The 19,927-nt window shown below is 44.1% G+C and carries 22 protein-coding genes; 12 read left to right on the forward strand and 10 right to left on the reverse strand.

The annotated features are described in order from the left end of the window. Nucleotides 1-298: 298 nt before the first annotated feature. Nucleotides 299-925, reverse strand: coding sequence for a LysE/ArgO family amino acid transporter (locus R7044_RS18220; protein ID WP_025768444.1), 627 nt, complete (start codon nucleotides 923-925; stop codon nucleotides 299-301). Nucleotide 926: 1 nt separating this feature from the next. Next, on the reverse strand, nucleotides 927-1,631 hold the full coding sequence (locus tag R7044_RS18225) for a B3/4 domain-containing protein (RefSeq protein ID WP_025768445.1): 705 nt from the start codon (nucleotides 1,629-1,631) through the stop codon (nucleotides 927-929). A gap of 45 nt (nucleotides 1,632-1,676) precedes the next feature. Here R7044_RS18225 and R7044_RS18230 point away from each other — a divergent pair, with 45 nt between their 5' ends. Beyond that, complete coding sequence (locus tag R7044_RS18230) at nucleotides 1,677-2,279, forward strand: helix-turn-helix domain-containing protein (RefSeq protein WP_025768446.1); 603 nt, start codon at nucleotides 1,677-1,679, stop codon at nucleotides 2,277-2,279. Nucleotides 2,280-2,585: 306 nt separating this feature from the next. Here R7044_RS18230 and R7044_RS18235 read toward each other — a convergent pair whose 3' ends face one another. Beyond that, nucleotides 2,586-3,944, reverse strand: coding sequence for a PLP-dependent aminotransferase family protein (locus tag R7044_RS18235; RefSeq protein WP_025768447.1), 1,359 nt, complete (start codon nucleotides 3,942-3,944; stop codon nucleotides 2,586-2,588). A 161-nt stretch (nucleotides 3,945-4,105) separates the two neighbouring features. Here R7044_RS18235 and R7044_RS18240 point away from each other — a divergent pair, with 161 nt between their 5' ends. Further along, complete coding sequence (locus tag R7044_RS18240) at nucleotides 4,106-4,714, forward strand: LysE family translocator (RefSeq protein WP_005389411.1); 609 nt, start codon at nucleotides 4,106-4,108, stop codon at nucleotides 4,712-4,714. A gap of 169 nt (nucleotides 4,715-4,883) precedes the next feature. On the opposite strand, the gene R7044_RS18245 is transcribed toward R7044_RS18240, so the two are convergent. Both R7044_RS18245 and R7044_RS18250 read right to left on the reverse strand, forming a co-directional pair. Next, nucleotides 4,884-5,129, reverse strand: a complete 246-nt coding sequence (locus R7044_RS18245) for a hypothetical protein (protein ID WP_005375556.1) — start codon at nucleotides 5,127-5,129, stop codon at nucleotides 4,884-4,886. Between the two features lie 40 nt (nucleotides 5,130-5,169). Beyond that, nucleotides 5,170-5,385 (reverse strand): DUF3820 family protein, encoded by a 216-nt coding sequence (locus R7044_RS18250; RefSeq protein WP_005375557.1) that lies wholly within the window; start codon nucleotides 5,383-5,385, stop codon nucleotides 5,170-5,172. Nucleotides 5,386-5,529: 144 nt separating this feature from the next. Here R7044_RS18250 and R7044_RS18255 point away from each other — a divergent pair, with 144 nt between their 5' ends. After that, a complete protein-coding gene (locus R7044_RS18255) occupies nucleotides 5,530-5,838 on the forward strand; it encodes a cysteine-rich CWC family protein (protein WP_080276966.1) in 309 nt (102 codons plus the stop codon). Between the two features lie 38 nt (nucleotides 5,839-5,876). On the opposite strand, the gene R7044_RS18260 is transcribed toward R7044_RS18255, so the two are convergent. Then, nucleotides 5,877-6,221, reverse strand: a complete 345-nt coding sequence (locus R7044_RS18260) for a HopJ type III effector protein (protein WP_017634382.1) — start codon at nucleotides 6,219-6,221, stop codon at nucleotides 5,877-5,879. 199 nt (nucleotides 6,222-6,420) lie between these two features. Between R7044_RS18260 and R7044_RS18265 the strand changes: the two genes are divergently transcribed. Then, entirely contained in the window at nucleotides 6,421-8,190 is a 1,770-nt protein-coding gene (locus R7044_RS18265) for a choice-of-anchor I family protein (protein ID WP_025768448.1), read from the forward strand. Nucleotides 8,191-8,261: 71 nt separating this feature from the next. On the opposite strand, the gene R7044_RS18270 is transcribed toward R7044_RS18265, so the two are convergent. Continuing rightward, entirely contained in the window at nucleotides 8,262-8,600 is a 339-nt protein-coding gene (locus tag R7044_RS18270; RefSeq protein WP_005375563.1) for a 4a-hydroxytetrahydrobiopterin dehydratase, read from the reverse strand. Further along, a complete protein-coding gene (gene phhA / locus R7044_RS18275; RefSeq protein WP_005375564.1) occupies nucleotides 8,590-9,384 on the reverse strand; it encodes a phenylalanine 4-monooxygenase in 795 nt (264 codons plus the stop codon). The genes R7044_RS18270 and phhA overlap by 11 nt, the downstream gene beginning before the upstream one ends. Nucleotides 9,385-9,606: 222 nt before the next feature. On the opposite strand from phhA, the gene R7044_RS18280 reads away from it, so the two are divergent. After that, nucleotides 9,607-11,580, forward strand: a complete 1,974-nt coding sequence (locus R7044_RS18280; RefSeq protein WP_025768449.1) for an acetoacetate--CoA ligase — start codon at nucleotides 9,607-9,609, stop codon at nucleotides 11,578-11,580. 148 nt (nucleotides 11,581-11,728) lie between these two features. Here the strand turns inward: R7044_RS18280 and R7044_RS18285 are convergent, their stop codons facing one another. Then, nucleotides 11,729-12,304 (reverse strand): class I SAM-dependent DNA methyltransferase, encoded by a 576-nt coding sequence (locus tag R7044_RS18285; RefSeq protein WP_017821100.1) that lies wholly within the window; start codon nucleotides 12,302-12,304, stop codon nucleotides 11,729-11,731. A gap of 171 nt (nucleotides 12,305-12,475) precedes the next feature. Between R7044_RS18285 and R7044_RS18290 the strand changes: the two genes are divergently transcribed. Beyond that, the gene (locus R7044_RS18290; protein WP_053307827.1) at nucleotides 12,476-13,354 is read left to right on the forward strand and encodes a LysR family transcriptional regulator; all 879 of its coding nucleotides are present in this window, start codon (nucleotides 12,476-12,478) and stop codon (nucleotides 13,352-13,354) included. A 176-nt stretch (nucleotides 13,355-13,530) separates the two neighbouring features. Further along, nucleotides 13,531-14,424 (forward strand): cation diffusion facilitator family transporter, encoded by an 894-nt coding sequence (locus tag R7044_RS18295; protein ID WP_005389400.1) that lies wholly within the window; start codon nucleotides 13,531-13,533, stop codon nucleotides 14,422-14,424. A gap of 151 nt (nucleotides 14,425-14,575) precedes the next feature. Here the strand turns inward: R7044_RS18295 and yddG are convergent, their stop codons facing one another. Next, a complete protein-coding gene (yddG, locus tag R7044_RS18300; RefSeq protein ID WP_053307828.1) occupies nucleotides 14,576-15,478 on the reverse strand; it encodes an aromatic amino acid DMT transporter YddG in 903 nt (300 codons plus the stop codon). Between the two features lie 120 nt (nucleotides 15,479-15,598). On the opposite strand from yddG, the gene R7044_RS18305 reads away from it, so the two are divergent. The 5 genes from R7044_RS18305 (at nucleotide 15,599) to R7044_RS18325 (ending at nucleotide 19,876) form a co-directional block, all read left to right on the forward strand. Continuing rightward, nucleotides 15,599-15,748, forward strand: a complete 150-nt coding sequence (locus R7044_RS18305) for a hypothetical protein (RefSeq protein ID WP_017634379.1) — start codon at nucleotides 15,599-15,601, stop codon at nucleotides 15,746-15,748. A gap of 12 nt (nucleotides 15,749-15,760) precedes the next feature. Then, complete coding sequence (gene elbB / locus R7044_RS18310; protein WP_225455737.1) at nucleotides 15,761-16,411, forward strand: isoprenoid biosynthesis glyoxalase ElbB; 651 nt, start codon at nucleotides 15,761-15,763, stop codon at nucleotides 16,409-16,411. Nucleotides 16,412-16,744: 333 nt separating this feature from the next. After that, nucleotides 16,745-17,893, forward strand: a complete 1,149-nt coding sequence (gene yiaY / locus R7044_RS18315; RefSeq protein WP_033906837.1) for an L-threonine dehydrogenase — start codon at nucleotides 16,745-16,747, stop codon at nucleotides 17,891-17,893. Nucleotides 17,894-18,042: 149 nt separating this feature from the next. Then, the gene (locus R7044_RS18320) at nucleotides 18,043-19,119 is read left to right on the forward strand and encodes a PQQ-dependent sugar dehydrogenase (protein WP_053307829.1); all 1,077 of its coding nucleotides are present in this window, start codon (nucleotides 18,043-18,045) and stop codon (nucleotides 19,117-19,119) included. 142 nt (nucleotides 19,120-19,261) lie between these two features. Next, on the forward strand, nucleotides 19,262-19,876 hold the full coding sequence (locus tag R7044_RS18325; RefSeq protein WP_053307830.1) for an HAD family hydrolase: 615 nt from the start codon (nucleotides 19,262-19,264) through the stop codon (nucleotides 19,874-19,876). Nucleotides 19,877-19,927 lie beyond the last annotated feature (51 nt).

Consider the following 19,927-nt stretch of genomic DNA (forward strand, 5'->3'; position numbering starts at 1 on the left):
ATTATTTTGGTTTTCATTTTTCCCTCAGCCGGTCAACACATTATTCTGCACGGCATCTAGAAAAATAACGCGCAGGAGATTCTCCATATATTTTGCGAAACATAGCAATAAAGTTACTTGGAGTCGAGTAACCCAAAGCAAGTGCCTACTTTGAACTGCGCCAGCACTCTCTTGGACAGAAATGATTTAGAGCATTTACTTAAATTAGCAAAATGCGAATAACTTCTGGTATGGAAAATCTGTGTCCAATCTGGCAGGAGCAGTTTAGTTATTGGAAATGCAGCTTTATCGAGACGTTCTATATGTATTGGCTTAATAGAGGTGTTGCGAGCTTCAATGCAATACCAAACATGATGCATGAAATCGCAGAATCTAAAATTCTCCATGTTCTTGGCTTACTAAAAAGTGGGATCAACTTGTTAGCCAAATACACTAATCCATAAAACCAGATCCCTGATGCAATCAGTGCCCCTATAACAAACAATAGTTTTTCATCAGGTTCCATTTGAGCAGTCACACCACCAAGGATCACCACCGTATCCAGATAGACATGTGGATTTAAAAAAGTGATAGCCATCGCCATTAAAACGACTTTTAACCAACTCTGGGCAATGTCCGAATTTTCCAACTCTAGGTGACTTGAACCATTCCATGCTGATTTTGCAGATTGGTAGCCATACCAGAAAAGAAATACTACGCCGCCAAGAGTCAAAAGGTCTTTCCATAATGGTGCTTTATAGAGCAGTGTCCCTACACCAAGTACACCAGTACTGATCAGTAGAATGTCTCCAAGAAAGCAGATAGTGGCAACGGACAGTGCGTATTGCTTTTTTAATCCGCACTTTAATAGAAACGCATTTTGGCTACCGATTGCGACAATCAAACTTCCAGAAACAACGGCACCCGTTAACAAAGTATTTATCACATCAAACCTCAATGGATTTTGAAGCAAACACCAACGATTGCTCTATCACTGAATCAGGCATGATCACTTGCAAGTGTTTAATCATTTCTTGCCCCGCCTCCTGCAAGTGTTCTAGTGGCATTTCAGGCAAGCTTTCTAGAATAAACCACATGTTACGTGTGTCAGATTCAATTCGGGTTCTGACACCCTGCCTCCAGTTCCAACGACGACAAGTAACGCCTACTTCATCGCGCCAAATTACTTCCCCAACATCAGGGTTTTCAATTGAAGCCTCACCATTTTTCATGGTGTCAAAGGATTCAGAGCCATCTGCGATAGTGAGTGTTGGCGTTCCTTGATAACTGTCCATATCTTCACCACCTACGGGTATGGCGTATCGAATACTGATGGCATTATAAATATCCACAATAGGGTCAATGCTCTGCATTCCTCCATCTTTCAATACTCGTTTTCGCAGTGCAGCAGCCGAGCAAGGGGTTCGATTTGGTTTAGCGCCAAATTGACGAAAAACGTCTCCCCACGCATTGATGTGTGATTCTGCCCATGGATAGTCGTTCTCAATGACGGAAGTACATGCTTCTTGCAGAACCCGTTTTGCATACTCTTGGCTCTGAACTTCCGTTCCTTTAACGGATATGCTCAATGCTTTGAACTCTGGTGCAATCTGGGAAATTCGAGCATCGATTGACGGCACTATAACAACCATTAGATAATTCCTTCAGTGATTCATTTTCATGCAAGATACATTACAATGACCAAAAAAGTCAATATATCGACCGATAGTGGCACTGATGCTGATTTCATTAATCAAGCGGTAGCCGCAAGGATCAAGGAACATCGAAAAAGGCTCAAGTTGTCACTGGATGCCCTGTCAAAAAGAGCAGGGATAAGTAAAGGCATGTTAGTAGAAGTAGAGAAAGGGGCAGCTAACCCTAGCATTTCGACGTTGTGTAAACTGTCTGCTGCCCTTGGGATTTCGGTTGCCGATATTGTGAATGTTGCGAGTAATCCAACAGTCAACATCATTGATAAAGAGGACATTCCAACGCTTTGGACTGGCGAGCACGGTGGTAGCGCAAAACTTCTGGCGGGAACAAGCGGCCCAGATATGATTGAGTTGTGGCGCTGGAATATGAAACCATCAGAAGTTTTTGAATCAGCAGGTCATCCACAAGGCACGTTTGAACTTTTTCATGTTGAGTCTGGAATACTCACTTTGAATATTGATGGGAAAGCCATAGAACTGCATGAAGGTCAGTCCGCTATAGCTAAAACGGATGTCCCTCACAGCTACTCAAACCAAGCAGATTCGGATTTAGTTTTCACTATGAGCGTTGCTGAGTTACATCGATAAGCCCACTCATTTAGAGGCGAGTTCAAATAAGATTTATTAAGGCAAAGCCATACTCACAATAGATGGATTAGTACTAGCCCCAAGTAACAATGGGGCACTTTTGCGTTGGAAAGTACTCAACATAAAGGTTCTCGACAAAGATGAATCAACTCGATGCTGCCCAAAAGACGTCCAAGCGAGTTTCAGATTTCAAGTAACTTTTGAGACTTTGAGCACAACTTCGAGCACTTTATGTATATCGGTGTGTTCAATCCTAATAGAGCATTGAATAGTTAGATATTGAGCAATCCATGTGAACTATGAAACTTAAGTTAACCGTTTGATTTGCTCTCTTACGATATCTAAAGCTGATTGCAATTGTAATCGGCTTAATGGACCTGCAAGTGATATCCTCACTGCTGCCGGCACTTCATACCGACCCACAGCAAACATTTCCGCTTCCCTCACTCTGACACCATGTTTCAACAACGACTGGTTAAAGTGATACCCTGTTAATGGCTCAGGCAAAGGTAGCCACACATTGTAACCAGGAACACCAATCTGGATTTCGGGAAATACTGCCTTCCAGATCCGATGACGTGCACTGAGTTCCATCGCTATCTCTCTGTCCACGGCTTGCATAGCTCCGCTAGTTAACCAACGACAAACAAGGTCAATTATCAAAGGGCTAACATACATACAACTGGCTCTTAGCGCACGTTGCAGTAAATCTTTGAACGACAGAGGCAGAATGATGAAACCCAGCCGCAATCCACCTGCAAAGTACTTAGAAAAACTGCCCACGTATAAGGTAATATCTGGAGCGATAGCAACTAAGGGACTCTTTCGATGAGACGGTGGGCAGTAGAGAACATCGTCCTCAATGATCAACACATTATAACGACGACATATCTCTATGATTTTTAGTCTTCGGCTATCCGTTAACTGAGCTCCGGTCGGGTTCTGTATTCCCGGCGTAAGATAAAGCAGTTTTGGGCGATGCCTCTTACAGTGCAAAGCCAGATCTTCTGGATCTAATCCATGTTCATCGACTTTTACTGGCACTAGCTTTCGTTCGGATTGCTGACATGCATAGATGAACTCTGGATAACACAGCCCTTCAGCAAGAATTGTATCTTTAGGGCGGCTCAGAGATTGAATAATCAACGATATCCCGTGTTGCCCTCCATGAGTCCACACTAGACGCTGTGAATCAATATCGATATTGAATTTGGTCATCAGCCATTGTCGAAGAGTCTCGTTATGACCCTGAATGCCATCAGCGGAGTAGTAATCCAGCACGGCTGCCTGCGCAATTTCCTCGTGTGATAGCTCTTTCAACGCATTCGCAAGAAATTTCGGCTGCGATAATAGCAAAGGTCGGCAACGTGCCAGATCAATGCCTTTTTCTTCCAATACCGGATGATAAAAGTGGTTCAGTTCAGTTTCTCTGTTACGTACATAAGTACCGCTTCCTACTTTTGGTTCCGTTAAGCCCCTCCGCTCTAGCTCCCTATATGCCCTCGTCACCGTTCCAACCGTCACACCTAAGCGATAAGATAAAATACGCTGAGGAGGTAATTTAGTGTCTGGTTCGAGTTCACCACTCTCTATCACCTCAGCAATCGCATCAGCCAGTGCCATAAACTTAGGTCCGGAACGACCCGATATATCAGGGACTAACATTGTCTCTCTCCGAAGGGGTACAATTAATTCTTGTATTCAGGATAAATAAGGCCTGACGAAAATGAAATCAAAGAATTGTCACCATGACGCATTAACTGTAGGTCTCTCTCACTTCATCCCTTTATTCTTGGCTTATCAGCACTAATTTGAGAAGAAAAGAAATGACAACATTATGGGACCTAACTCCAGCGATGAGTTTATTTGCGTTTGTCACCGCCATAACACCCGGCCCAAATAACTTATTGCTCGCCAACTCAGGGGCACAATTTGGTATAAGGAAATCATGGCGACACCTAATTGGTATCCGTATTGGCGTAATAGGGTTAATTCTGCTTTGTGCATGTGGTGTCGGTGTTGCCCTACAAACTCATCCAAGTTGGTATCTCGCTATAAAATACATCGGTCTGGTTTACATGTTCTGGCTGATGATTAAGCTGCTATGTACTAACCCTTTCGCAGGCAAACCCACTAAAAGCAAACCAATCAACGTAACTCAGGCTACGTTGTTTCAACTGGGTAATATGAAGGCTTGGATGGCATCACTTGCTTTGGTCACAAGTTATAGTCTCCCTTCTAACTATTGGTTCTCTGTTACATTGATTACTTTCGTGTTTACGACATTCGGACTGTTTGCAAATATTACTTGGGTCTGGGTTGGTAAAAAAATTCGTATTTATCTCAATACCGTATTAAGACAGCGCGTGTTCAACATCAGCCTAGCGACGATAACATTCATATCATTGTTACCAGTTTTGGGGCACTCTGCCTGAATGGCAAAGAGCAGAGTTTTGTATGTATAAAATTGCCAATTATCTAAATTCGCATTTCGAGGCGTAACACACTTTGGGGCCAAAAAGAGTCAGCCTAACGGTCTGGCTCTTTTGAATGAAAAAATAGTCTGGTGGGAGAACTTGTAAGGCTGTGGCAGGTTACACTCACTTACTCCTTAGGCAGGTGACCAGTTTCCTTTGCAAGCTTTTGCATCGCCTCGGCAAACGTTGTTGTCCCGCCTTTAGCTTTAACCTGTATTACCTTATATCCCAACTTTTCCAACGCTTGGCGCTCTGCCAAAACAGCTTTGTCATTGTGTTGGCTACCTTGAGCTGGCTGATGAATGTAACATCCCTCTAGTTTACCATCTTCGACCAATTGGTGATGTTTCAGTGCATCGATATCAAAATTCATAATAAGTCTTTTCATTAAGAGTGGGAGTTTCTGTGGCTAGTTACATACGCTTCAAAGGCTTCACGACACTATCTAAGCCTTCAATTTTGAGCGCTAAACATAGCTTGAGCAAATCCCCTAGCTCGCCGCTTGGCCAGCCCTTTTTATCAAACCACAGTAAGTATTCTTCAGGCAGGTCGATTAACACTCGCCCTGCATATTTCCCAAATGGCATTTGCATTCTAGCGAGTTTAATGAGGTTTTCTTTTTCTAACATAAGTGACAGAGAGTTAAGGTAACTCGTCCAAGGGTAACACTGGTTCTCCCTCCTCACCAGCAAATCGCAGTCACGTTTATTTTTGGCGGCCTTGACTCGCTTTATGCTAGAGTACGCGGCATAAAAAATGAGAACGAGAAAGCAATGAAGTCACCTTGTCGAGCTGCATGTAAAAATAACGCCGGAATATGCTCTGGTTGTCACCGAACGATGGATGAAATCATCCAATGGAAAGACAAAACCGATCTCCAACGAGATGCGATTATCGAACAAATCGCAGGAGAAGATTCAACGCACAGTTGTCCTGAGTGCGGGACTCAAGCCCATTGTGATATCGCCGCAGGCAAAGAGACATGCTGGTGCTTTACTATAGAAACCCGTGATTTACCCAAGCCAAGCGCCAACCAGCTGTGTTTGTGCCGAAAATGTCTAGAAAAAAAGCCAGTCGCGTAATACGACTGGCTTACTGATCATCGTTTTCTGACTGGTGTTTATTTAGCGGTTAAAGCGGACGCTTCAAACTTAATGCCTTCCCACCCTGTCACCATAAAATTACGAATATTCTGGTGATCGCTGTTCTCTGGATACTGCAATACATCTTCACGATAAAAGCGGCCAAAGCAGGCTAGCGTCGCTTCTTTGTCTAGGTTGTTTAGCAAACCGAAAGCGAAGATCTTACACGAACCGTTGTTCTCGCCTGCATTGTTTTGTGTCTCACCATTTACAAAAGCGGTTGGCTCAAACGTATAGTTATCTTCGATCACCGCCATCGTTGCTTCAAATTCGACCTGCTCTGGTGACGCTGCCAATAAATCTAAAAACGATTTTAATTCCATTATTCCTCTATCCCTACTTCATCATATTGATGACACATTAGTTTCATAAAAAGCCAATATAAGAGTCATCAATCATACATATATTCAGAGCCTTACCAAATCACACGTCATTCAGCGCTCTATCATTCCAGTTGCGGAAATGGACAGCAGCATAAAACCCATGCTGATTGACAACCTATCGGATTGATAAGGAGATATCATGATCACCCCTTTAAAGGCAATCGGTGCACTCGCATTGTCATCACTTGCCATCGCGTGTTCATCACAACCCGAAGATACCGTGGCTTCATTCGCTACACAATGCAAACCTACCACTGCGCCCGTTACTGGGGAAACTTCAATTCAAGGGTTAACGTTTATCGGGACATCCGTTGCTGATGCTCCATTCGATACATCGGCAGCTGAAATCGTGAGTTATGACGCCTGTACAGATAAGCTCTATGTGGTGAATGCTCAAGCAAAACGTATCGATGTACTTTCTATGGATGACAACGGCGTACCAACGCAAAGCGCATTCATTGATCTCAACAGCGCTGGCGAAGCAGCGGGCATTGAAATTGGCGCAGCAAACAGTGTCGCTGTATTCAATGGTTTGGTAGCTGTTGCGATTGAAAACAGTAATAAACAAGCGAATGGTATTGTTGGCTTGTACCGCTCCGGCGATTTGTCATTAGTCACGACTTTCCCAACAGGCGCATTGCCAGACATGGTTGGCTTCTCAAAAGATGGCCGATACATCGCAACCGCTAATGAAGGAGAACCAAACAGCGATTACAGCATTGACCCTGAAGGTAGTATCACTTTGATCGATCTGAGCCTTGGTGTTACTCAAGCAGAAGTAACACAAATTGGCTTTAACGAATTTGATGGTTCACGAAAAGCAGAGCTCCCAATGAATGTGCGTATTTCGGGGCCAAACGCCACCATCGCACAAGATCTAGAGCCTGAATACCTCACTTTTGCAGATAACGGTAAAATCTATGTCGCGCTACAAGAAAATAACGCCATGGCAATCGTCAATCCAGAGAGCAAATCGGTAGAAAAAATTGTTGGCTTAGGTGAGAAGTCTTGGTCGGGCGCTAAACTCGATGCATCCAACAAAGACAAAATCATTGGGAACTTGAAAAGCTACCCACAACTGGTTGGCTTATTTATGCCTGACACTATCGACAGCTACTCAGTGAATGGGAGTACTTACATCGTATCTGCAAATGAAGGCGACGGGCGTGAGTACGGATTCAAAACCACTCAAGAACTGTGCGACAAAGCTGGCTTTATGTGGGATGAAGACGATTACCTTGGTACAGATGAATACACATCTGAGCAAGGGAGCTGTTTAAGCCATATTGATGAAGTGCGCGGTAAGAAGCTGAAAGTAGCAGCAGAACACCCATTGGCAGAGGCACTAAAAGACAACAAACAACTCGCGCGTTTAAAAGTGATTAAGCCGGAACAAACGCTTTCTGCACAAGAGAATGTTCAATCATTTGGCGCGCGTTCATTCTCGATTTGGGATGAAAACGGCAAGTTGGTCTTCGATAGTGGTGACGATTTCGCGACTATCGCGCTGCTGAATGAAGGCAAGAACTTCAACAGCACCAACGATAACAATAATAGTGGCGATGACCGAAGTGATGATAAAGGTATTGAGCCAGAGGCGATTGAAGTAGCACAAATTAACGGTCGTCATTACGCGTTTATCGGCTTGGAGCGTCAAGGCGGTATCATGATTTATGACATCACAGACCCGAAACAAGCGCAGTTTATGCATTACGTAAACCGCCGTGATTACAATCAGCCAGTATGTACAGAAGTCGAAGATGGCGAATGCATGAACGACACATACAATCCAAAAGCAGGCGATTTAGGTCCAGAATCCATTAATTACTTTACCCGTAATGGTGGTCATTTTATCGCCGTTGGCAATGAGGTATCGGGCACGACATCCGTCTTCCGAATCAATCTATAAAGTAATGTAAAAGTCATTTAGAACCAAAACGCCCGACGTAAGCCGGGCGTTTTTTTGTATGAGGTAATGTCCTACTCTGCCGATGCTAGCGCGTCACACTTTGATGCGCAGATAAAATCGTTTTTATGCAGACCTTTGATAGAGTGACTCCACCACGTTACGGTAACCTTACCCCATTCCAACAAAATAGAAGGATGGTGGAACTCATCTTCTGCCAGTTCCGCGATTTTGTTACTGAAAGCCCATGCTTGTTTGAAGTTCTTAAATTTATACACCTTTTCTAGTTGAGGTATATCTTCTCTTTCAATGATCTGCCAATCAGACAATTGCAGAAGCAGAGACTGTTGCTCTTCTTTGCTTAGTGCAATGGCATCGATACTACAAGCTTCGCATTTTTGTTCATTCAACATGAGCAGGTTCCTTTGGTTCAAAAAGTGGAGGAAGCAGTCCAGCTTCAATCGCTAGATCGGCTTGTTTCAATAAATTTAACTGACTGATTTTAAAAAGTTGAGAAAAGTCGTCAATCACGTAGTACTTCGGTTGCATGATGTCGATACGATAAGGCGTTCTCAGCACTGTTTGTAATTCAAATGGGTCGCGAATTGCTGCATCACTCTCTAATGCGTAGAGGGTTTCGCCAGGAGATGAAAGAATACCACCACCGTAAATTTTGGTTTTGTCCCCTTCTTTCACCAAGCCAAACTCTACGGTAAACCAGTAGAGGCGAGCGAGATAGGCTCTTTGTTTTGGGGTAGCGGCTTGCCCTAGTTGACCATAATGCTCGGTAAATGCAGCAAAGTCTGGGTTGGTTAACATCGCGCAATGACCAAATATTTCGTGGAAGAAATCTGGCTCCTGTAAGTAATCGAACTCATCTCTTGTACGCAAGAATGTGGCGACTGGAAAGCGCTTATTACCGAGTAGATTAAAAAATCGGTCGAAATCAATAAGCGCGGGAACGGGCTCCACTTGCCAACCTGTTGTCTCCATCAAGACACGATTAATTTCTGGTAACTGAGGAACGCGGTCTTGAGGTAAATCAAGCAGCGTCAAACCGTGTAAATAAGCCTCACAAGCTCTGTTTTGGATCACACCCATTTGTCGTGTTACCAAATCTCGCCAAATGGCGTCTTCTTCACGGCTCCATTCAACCCTGCCTTCCTGGTTTACGGGTTTAGAACGATACTGGGTCATGGCTCACCTCCATTAACAAATCCTTTACATTAAGCCTATCTGTAGTCTTAAGAGCTTCCAATCCCTACGCGACTTTCTCAGCATCATCCCGATGTAACATATTGTTTACAATGCATCGTAACTGCATGATTTTTATGACACGATATAATATCTGGCTTGTTTGACTTTATCGTGTATTCCTCTCAAACTAAAACCTGTTATCACTTTGTTATAGAGGGACCTATGCGCGAGAGCAGCAAAGTATGGCAACCGAGCGAAAGTCGTATCGAAGAAGCCAACATTACACAGTTTATTGAACACATTAATCGACAAGGAAATACCCTTGAAAGCTTCGCTGATCTGCATCAATGGTCACTCGATCATGTAGAAAAATTTTGGCAGGAAGTTTGGCTATTCTGCGACGTCATTGGCACTCAGGGAGAGACCATAAAAGAGCGAGCAGAAAGTCGCTGGCAGCAACCTGTTGAAAATAGGGATATAAAATGGTTCCCAAACGCGCAAATTAACTACGCCGAAAATTTGTTAACCTACGCGTGTCACCAACCCGATGATCTCGCGATTTGGTTTGAAAATGAACGTGAAGAAAAACAGACCTACACCTGGAAACAATTGTGCGAAGAAGTTTCGAGTGTGCAGCAATGGTTGAAAGAATGTGGAATTAAGCAAGGTGATGTCGTCGCTGGGTATTTACCTCACCTACCTCAAACGGTGGTAGTCATGCTAGCAACCAGTAGTTTGGGGGCGACCTGGACTTCCACCTCACCTGATTTTGGCGTCGAAAGCGTTTTGGAACGCTTTGGTCAAGTGAAACCCAAAATCCTGTTTACTTGTGATGGCTATACATTCAATGGCAAAACTTTCGATATGTCTGAGAAAAACCAGCATATTGCGGATCATCTTGATGGTCTTAAACAAGTTTGCCAAATTAGCTACCTTAAACCACACATTTTTGAATGCGATGTCTGCACCCAAGATTGGCAAAACGTCCTGAATCAATACACACCCGAAGCGCTGACTTTTACTCGTGTGAATTTTAACGATCCGCTATTTGTGCTCTATTCTTCAGGCACAACAGGCAAACCGAAATGCATCGTCCATTCCGTCGGCGGAACGGTGCTTAATCACTTGAAAGAGCATCAACTGCATTGCGATATTCAACCGAACGACCGAGTGTTTTACTACACAACCTGCGGCTGGATGATGTGGAACTGGCACGTTTCTTCACTCGCGAGCGGTGCATGTTTGGTGATTTTTGATGGTAGCCCTGTTTACCCCACTCATAATGTGCTCTGGGACCTCGCAGAACAAGCCGAAGTGACGCTATTTGGAACCTCAGCAAAATACCTAGAGGCGCTGGAAAAAGCATCTTTTTCTCCGCAGAAAAGTGATGCATTTTCAAGTCTGAAAACCATTTGTTCGACTGGCTCTGTTCTGTATCCAGAACAGTTTGATTATGTCTATCAGCACATTAAAGAAGATGTACACCTCGCCTCGATTTCTGGCGGAACAGACATTTGTGGCTGCTTTGTATTAGGCAACCCTATTTCTCCCGTTTATCGGGGAGAGTGCCAATCAGCAGGGTTAGGGGTCGATGTCCGAGTCTTTAACCCACAAGGTAATAGCGTAATGGGAGAGCGCGGTGAGTTGGTTTGCGCCAATTCATTACCCAACTTCCCTGCTGGCTTTTGGAACGACACCGGTGAGAGATATCATCGTGCTTATTGGGATAAATTCGACAATATTTGGCACCACGGCGATGATGTTGAACAGACCCGCGTTGGGGGATACGTATTTTATGGTCGAAGTGATACCACGTTGAATCCTGGTGGCGTAAGAATCGGCACGGCCGAAATCTATCAGCAAGTGAACTGTATAGACGGTATTCTAGATTCGATCGCAGTAGGAAAAGAAGTCGATCGCAACGAACAAATATGGCTGTTTGTCCAATTAGTCAAAGGGGTAGAGCTCAATGACGAGATGATCGCTTCCATCAAAGCACAGCTAAAGTCTGCATGTTCTCCAAGGCATGTACCTAGTGCAATTTACGCAATAAGCGATATACCTAAGACACGCTCAGGAAAGCTGGTCGAGTTAGCCGTTAAGCAAGTCGTTAACAACCGAAGCGTCGAAAATTTAGGCGCAATAGCCAACCCTGAAGTGCTGGAGGAGATACGCAGGATAGTCGTCTCAAAATAACCTCCGAAGACTAAGTTGTTCGAGTATGTCCTTGCCTGCACCACGACGCTTGTTTAGAGCAAGTGAAGTTACATATATCATCAGCAGATAAGAAAAAAGCGAGCTTGTTAGCTCGCTTTTGTCATTTTTTGTTCTTTATTCAGCGGTATTAGCGACGACCAAGCCCCATTAATACCGACATTGTTTTACCATCAGATGTAATGTCAAAAACGTGTTGCGATTCAACTTCAGTAAAACCCGCTTCTTTCAGTGCACGCTCAGACTTCGCAAGGGTAAAACCGTCTTGTTCACATTCTGCAATCCAATCAAAATGAACAAAATAGCCGCCGTGGTTAAGTAGAGAATGCGAGATCGTTAATGACGCGTCTAAGTCTTCCACAAACGCTAAAACTGATGATGCAACCACCAAGTCGAACTGTCCACGAAAGGCCGGATGCTGAGCGACCAAGCCGCGAGATAATGCATCTACCACAGGTTCTACGTTGACGAGCTCTTTTTTATCGAGTTCCTCAATCATGGCTTCCGATGCGTCTAATGCTACGATGTCTTTAACCATCGGTGACAATCGTTGACTTAACTGCCCTGTTCCGCATCCAAAATCTAGTACTTTAATGCCATCAAGCTGAGTTAGCTGTTGTAACTGCTCAAACACCGACTGCGCAAATTGCTCTGTTGCTGGATTTGATTCCCAGTTTTTTGCTAAGCCGTCCCAATCTTGTGCCATCGTGGCCTCCATGTTCACTTTTTGTAACCCACATAGATTACCGCAAAACCGTTAAAAGACCATAGACTTATCTGGCGGATTCGCGTTTTTTTCGATAATCTTTCATGGCTTTGGGAGCGCATCTGCATAATACCCAAATTATTTGAATTCATTTATTGGTTGTGTCAAATCATGAACTTAACTCAAGTAGAAGCCTTCTGCACCATCGCTGAGTGTGGTTCTGTTTCTGAAGCGGCAAGGCAACTCGACTGCAATCGTACCAAACTCAGTATGTCGATTAAGGCATTAGAGAAAGATCTCGACGTTGAATTGTTTAACCGAACTGGCAACCAGCTCACCCTCTCTGAAGCTGGGAAAGCCATTTACAAAGATTGCGAACACCTACTTATCATCGCACAACGGGTCAGAAAGACCTGCGCTCAAATCTCGGAAGGGTTTAACGCGGAAGTTTGGGTAGCACGTGACGACTCCTTACCTGATGATCTCTGGCAAGAATTATCTCATACATTGAATAACCGCTTTCCTTCAACAACCTTCAACTTAATCTTGGCATCCAGTGGCGACTTAGCCAACTTGGTCAGTACCCACCAAGTAGATTTTGCTTTCGGCGTTGATTATGAGCGAGTAGACGATCCTCGTATCGTATACAACCCGTTAGGCAAGATACGTATGATGTCAGTATGCAGTGTAGAACACCGCCTAAGTAAGATGCGCCGTGTCTCAGACGAAGATCTACGTAGTCAAATGCAAGCACTAATGGTGTACCTAAATGAGAAAGACAACCCTGAACTGCAACCTTTCTCGACTCGATATATTGGTTTTTCGAGTTTTGACTACATGCTGAACACCATCTTAGAAGAAGACGCTTGGGGCGTGCTTCCAGAACCATTAATCCGCCATTACCTTCGTCAGCAGAAGCTCGCCGTTATCAAACACACATACGGATTGACGCAAGAAGACTACTGTATGTTTTCACCTAACGGCCATGCTGAGCATCCTGCAATGACGTGGTTAGCAGATAAATTGAGCGAGTATTTATTTGACTTCTAAACATTTTATCAGTGAGCGTCAATTTTACTGACACCAAAAAACAACAGTAAGCCGTTGTTTTATAAGAACATAAATAAAAACGCATTTTTTTAGATTAGTTACTGGTCACTTTGTGGTTGCCTAAATTACCTTATGAGCGAAGAATAGTAAGGTATTAAAATTCAAAGGCATCTTTTATGTGTGACAGGACAAGCAAAAACGAAAACCGTATTCTAACCATTTCAGCCCTTTTGGCATCTGGGTTCGCTGCTGGTGGTATGGTACTTGGCTTGCTTGTAGGCTCAATTGTCATCGTGTTTGACGGTGTTTACTCTTTGGTCAGCTTACTGTTAACTTTATTGTCACTGGCCGCTTCTTACTATATTAACAAGCCTTCAAAATCTGTATTCCCATTTGGAAAAGCGGTCTTAGAACCAATCGTTATTGCGATAAAAGCAGCCGTCATTTTAGTGGTTGTAAGCTTCTCTCTCTACTCTGCGATATCAGCATTGATGTCTGGAGGTCGCGAGGTCGATGCTTCTATTGCGACCTTATTCGGCATCGTGAATGTTATCGGCTGTGGTTACGCTTGGTGGTTTATGGCGAAACGCAGCCGCCGATTCTCATCAGGCTTAATTGAAGCGGAGAAAAAACAGTGGCAAATGGATACTCTACTAAGTGTGGCGGTGACCGTAGGATTTATCTCGGCTTGGGCTGTTTCACTAACGCCATTCTCTGAGTATGCGGTATATGCCGATCCCATGATGATGGTTTTAATGGGCTTTTACTTCCTCAAAGTACCGTTCGATATGCTAGTAGGTGCCTTACGTGAACTACTAATGATGACACCAAGCAAAGAGCTGTGTCAGAGCGTTGGCAAAGATGTTCTTGAGATTGAAAAAGTGACTGAGCATCAATTGAAACTGGCTGGCGTAACGAAGGTGGGCCAAGAGCTACGAGTAAATGTGGACGTACATATTGATGACGACACATTGGAGCTTGATACACTAGAGCACACTCGTAAGCAGCTTATCAAGCGACTGTCGAAGCACAGATTCAAGCTTCAACTACACTTGAACGTCGCTTATTAGAGTGCCACCAAAGAGCCGTTAAAACTCAATAAAAAGCTCCCAATCTCGGGAGCTTTTTTAATTTTTTCGATTTAGTTTCTTCGTATTCGAATACAGCTCGCAAGGGAGATCTGTTCGTTGCTCACTTAAATTCTCTGATCTCGTTGGTAACTTACCCAGCCGCTTCGCGCTTCTCTTTGGTGACTAACCAACACATCAGCGAGCCCACCGTTACCATCACAACGCCCTGCCAAAAGCTATGGCTCAGAGTTACGCCAAGAATAATGGAAGAAAATAAAGCGGAAAAAATGGGTGTGAAGTAAGACAAGGTGGCGAGAAAAACCATATTGCCGCCAACGATCGCGATATTCCATAAACCATAACCACCAGCCATTAAAGCCGCAGAGGCCACTAAGTACCCCATCGCTTCCCAACTGAATGTCATTGGTGGCTCATCCGTAAACGCGTATTTGACCCAAAGCGAAACAGCTGTTGCAATAAAAAACAGGGTAATCGCATTATGTTTAGATCGCTGCCTTTGGGTTAAGTTGCAATAAAAAGCCCATATAACCGCGCCAGCGAAAGCCATAAAATACACCAGAGGGTTACTACTAACATTGGACATGATCTGAGTTATGGATAAGCCATTCTCACCGCTCACAGTCCAAGCAACCCCAACAAACGCCAGCGTAACTGCGGGATAAAGCAACCAGTTTGTTTTTTTATTGCTGCCAAGGACCGCAAATAAAACCGTCAGTGCGGGCCAAAGGTAATTGACAATCGACACCTCAATTGCCTGCGCGCGCGAGTTGGAATATCCCAAAGATAGAGCGAGAAATATTTCATAACAGACGAACATCGCACCACCAAGCGCAAGATACTTGGGAGAAAAGTAAGACAACTTTGGAATACCGACCACGATAAGAAGGAAAACAGAGCTAAGAGAGTACAACATGGCTGCCCCGCCTACAGGACCTAAACTCTCCGTAACCAACCTCGCGATGCCAAGCAGACAACTCCAAGAGAGAATCGCGATACAACCATAAAGTGTGAAACGAAATTGCACTGATTTCATGTGACCTACCACTCACGAATGCCAAAGGAAACGTCAGCTTAACTCAAAAATGATCAGGTTCAACGTACTGTTTTATAAAAATCAGTATAAAAATCATTCTATTAAGCCGTTGGAGTCGATATGAAACATTTTCTGCCCTCTAGTGTTATGCTTACACCCTTTGTTGTGCGCTACTATGATGAAGATGACAACGAGAGTGAAAACGTTAAAACACATTCGGAAACGCATGGTCTAGATAGCGAAGAGCAATCTAAGGAACGTTCAGAGTAAAGGAATCCAAACATGAAAAAAGTCGCAGTCATTTTAAGTGGTTCAGGCGTTTACGACGGTTCTGAGATCCACGAAGCAGTGTTGGCGTTCTACGCCATCGAGAAGGCAGGTGCAACTTGGCACTGCTTTGCACCTAACATTGACCAACTCCACGTCATCAATCACCTAACTGGTGACGAAATGGATGAAACACGTAACGTATTGATCGAATCAGCTCGTATTGCACGCGGAAATATTGACGATGTCGCCAAACTTAACGTCGATGAATACGATGCCCTACTGCTTCCAGGTGGGTTTGGTGCCGCGAAAAACTTAACCGACTTCGCTGTTTCGGGTGCGGAGTGCTCCATTAACACACACGTAGCTCAAGCTTGTCGCGCGTTTGCTAATGCGAAAAAACCAGCTGGCTATCTGTGTATTTCTCCTGTCATTATTCCGATGATTTATGAGCAAGGCGTGAAAGGAACGGTAGGCAACGATGAGGCAGTCTCAATAGCATTTAATCAAATGGGCGGTGAACACACCACGTGCCCTGTCGAAGACATCGTTTTTGATGAAAAACACCTCGTACTTTCAACCCCTGCTTACATGTTGGCAGAGAATATCTCTCAAGCGGCTTCAGGTATCGAAAAGTTAGTATCAAAACTGATTAAAATAGCTTAATTATTAGTAGTTAGCTTATAAAACACTTCCCTATCCCCATTGATAATTAAGTTATTAATGGGGATTTTTTATACTTTAGTCGAATTTAGAGATATATCCGCGTCAGAAGTCAATTTCTGCCAATCGTTTGCGTCCATAGTTTCATATTTGTTCTACTTTATATCAGTGTTGCACTTATACGCAGTGCAACAAGATCACTGTCACAGTTTTTCTCTTGCAAGTACCTCTAAGTGGGTAAACTTGCTTTAGATCAACTTCAATCTGGAAACGAATGTGCGACAGTAAATGGCAAATTAAGAAAGATTATTAAAAATAACGACGGAGCTATCCAATATGACAAGTGCATTTTTTATCCCTACGGTAAACCTAATGGGCGCTGGTTGTTTGAAAGACGCAGCAGACAACATCCAATCTCAAGGCTTTAAAAAAGGTTTGATCGTTACGGATAAGATCCTTAACCAAATCGGTGTAGTCAAACAAGTTCAAGACCTTCTCACTGAGCGCGATGTAGCAACCGTTGTGTTTGATGGCACTCAACCAAATCCAACTATCAGCAACGTTAACGACGGCTTAGCACTTCTTACTGATAACGAATGTGACTTCGTTATCTCTCTAGGCGGCGGTTCACCACACGACTGTGCGAAAGGTATCGCGCTTGTTGCTTCTAACGGCGGCAAAATCGCAGATTACGAAGGCGTAGACCAATCTGCAAAACCAATGATGCCACTTATCGCGATCAACACGACGGCGGGTACTGCATCTGAAATGACGCGTTTCTGCATCATCACTGACGAAGAGCGTCACATTAAGATGGCTATCGTTGATAAGCACACAACACCGCTTATCTCGGTAAACGATCCAGAGCTAATGCTCGCTAAACCTGCTTCGCTAACTGCGGCAACAGGTATGGATGCCCTAACTCACGCGATTGAAGCTTACGTATCTATCGCGGCAACACCAATCACTGATGCAGTAGCAATCAAAGCGATTGAGCTTATCCAAGCTTACCTACGCACAGCAGTGAAAAACGGTGAAGATCTAGAAGCTCGTGAACAAATGGCATACGCACAGTTCATGGCGGGTATGGCGTTCAACAACGCTTCTCTAGGTTACGTACACGCAATGGCACACCAGCTAGGTGGTTTCTACGACCTTCCACACGGTGTTTGTAACGCGATTCTTCTACCTCACGTACAGCGTTACAACGCGCAAGTATGTCCTGAGCGTCTACGTGACGTAGCAAAAGCAATGGGCGTAAACGTAGAAGGCATGTCTGCTGAAGAAGGTGCAGCGGCAGCAATCGACGCTATCGTTACTCTAGCGAAAGATGTGGGTATCCCAGCAGGTATTAAAGAGCTTGGTGCGAAACTAGAAGACATCCCAACACTAGCAGACAACGCACTGAAAGACGCTTGTGGTTTCACTAACCCTAAACAAGCAACTCACGAAGAAATTTCTAAGATCTTCGAAGAAGCGATGTAATCTCGCTAACTAAACAATTCTCTAGCCTTAATTCAATCCCCGATCTCGTATCGGGGATTTTTTACATTCATATACAAGTGAATCTCTGCCAAACATAGTCTTTTAGTGTTAGCTTTTAAGTATTAATACGATTCATATTGGAAGGAACCATGAGAACGATTGCTGCTACCCTACTCGCTTGTTTATCCTGTTCTGCCAACACTGCCGAATACCGCGCCAACGAAGTGGCGAGTGGATTTCAGATCCCTTGGGGGATCGAGTTCTTAGATAATCAACGCGTTATCGTCAATCAAAAGAACGGTACGGTTTCGTTGCTGGATATCACCACAGGCAAACCTCAAAAGCTGTTTAACGTTCCCGATGTGAACACCAGTGGACAAGCCGGCTTATTGGATGTTGCGCTCGCACCGAATGCCGATAAGCAAAACCCGCAACTCTTCTTTACCTACAGCAAGCGTACGAGCAAAGGCAATACGGTGGCGTTAGCGACGGCGCAATTGCAAAACAATCAGCTTGTAGGTTGGAAAGATCTCTTTGTTGCTGATGCCTTCACCGATACAGGTCGCCACTACGGCAGTCGAATTTCATTTGTAGACGATAAAGTTTACTTCTCAATCGGTGACCGTGGCGAACGTGATAATGGACAAGACACTCAAACCCATGCTGGCAGTATTCTACGCCTTAATCTTGATGGTTCGGTTCCGCAAGACAACCCATTCAAACCTTCCGAAGCTCGTCATGAGATATGGAGTTACGGGCACCGTAACCCACAAGGTATGTTTTACGACGAAGCAACAAAACAGCTGTGGTCGATTGAACATGGACCACGGGGTGGCGATGAAATTAATCTAATCAAGAAAGGCGCGAACTACGGCTGGGCAAAAGTCTCTCATGGTAAAGAGTATTGGGGTCCGTTGGACGTCGGGGAAGCTAAGTCGTTACCGGGAATGGAAGATCCAAAACTGGTATACATCCCTTCTATCGCACCAAGTAACATGATTTTGTACCGTGGCGATAAGTACCCTGAATTGGACGGAAAAATCCTCGCCGGTGCATTGAAACTGGCGCACATCAACGTAGTTTCTATTGAGAATGGCAAGCTCACCGAATCAAAAAGATTGATGGAGAATCTTGGTGAGCGAGTAAGAGATATAACCATCAGCCCCGATGGTTATATCTACTTTTCTACCGACAGCGGCAAAATCTTTCGTCTTGAGGAAAGGTAATCAAACACTAAAATCGTTAAGACTATTTAATTTGTGACGTACTAGTGATTTATTTTCGTACAATCCAAGCAGAAGAATCTAAACTTAACAATAACCTTTTGTTTTTTAAAACGATAGTTCGGTTAAGTTGTACGAGGTCATTATGATTCCATTCCCTTTACAGCTCGATAAAATTAAAGCCGTGGTGTTTGATTTAGACAACACCTTGGTGAGTTCTGATATGAACTTCGGCGAATTGCGACAACAGCTTGGCTGTCCGCAGAGTGAAGATCTATTGGATTTTGTCGACGCACTTGAGCATCCTCACCATCGAGAGCACGCTCATAACGTGATATTTGATTACGAGATTTCTGATGCTGAGCAGTCTGCTCCAATGATTGGCTGCCATGAATTACTCGCCCACTTGCATCAAAATGAAATCAAAACCGCTATCGTGACGCGCAACTGCCAAATCGCCACGCAGCGCAAACTAGAGCACAACCAAATCTCAGTGGAACGAGTCATCACTCGTGAATGCTTCCCGCCCAAGCCAGACCCATTGTCTTTGCAGGTGTTGGCGAAAGAGTGGCGTTTGATGCCTAATGAAGTGCTTTATGTCGGCGATTACCTTTACGACTTGCAGGCAGCGTATAACGCGCAGATGCCCTCTTGCCTTGTTCATCACGGTAATCAAGAAACCTTCAATGATTCAGCCTCATTGGCGCTTAATGAACTCAGTGATTTATTGAGCCGTTTCGAATCCTCACCACGCAAATAAAGCACACATATAAAATACGCAAACAAAAAAAGGGGCACCAACGTGCCCCTT

The organism is Vibrio sp. 1402, from assembly GCF_033340275.1.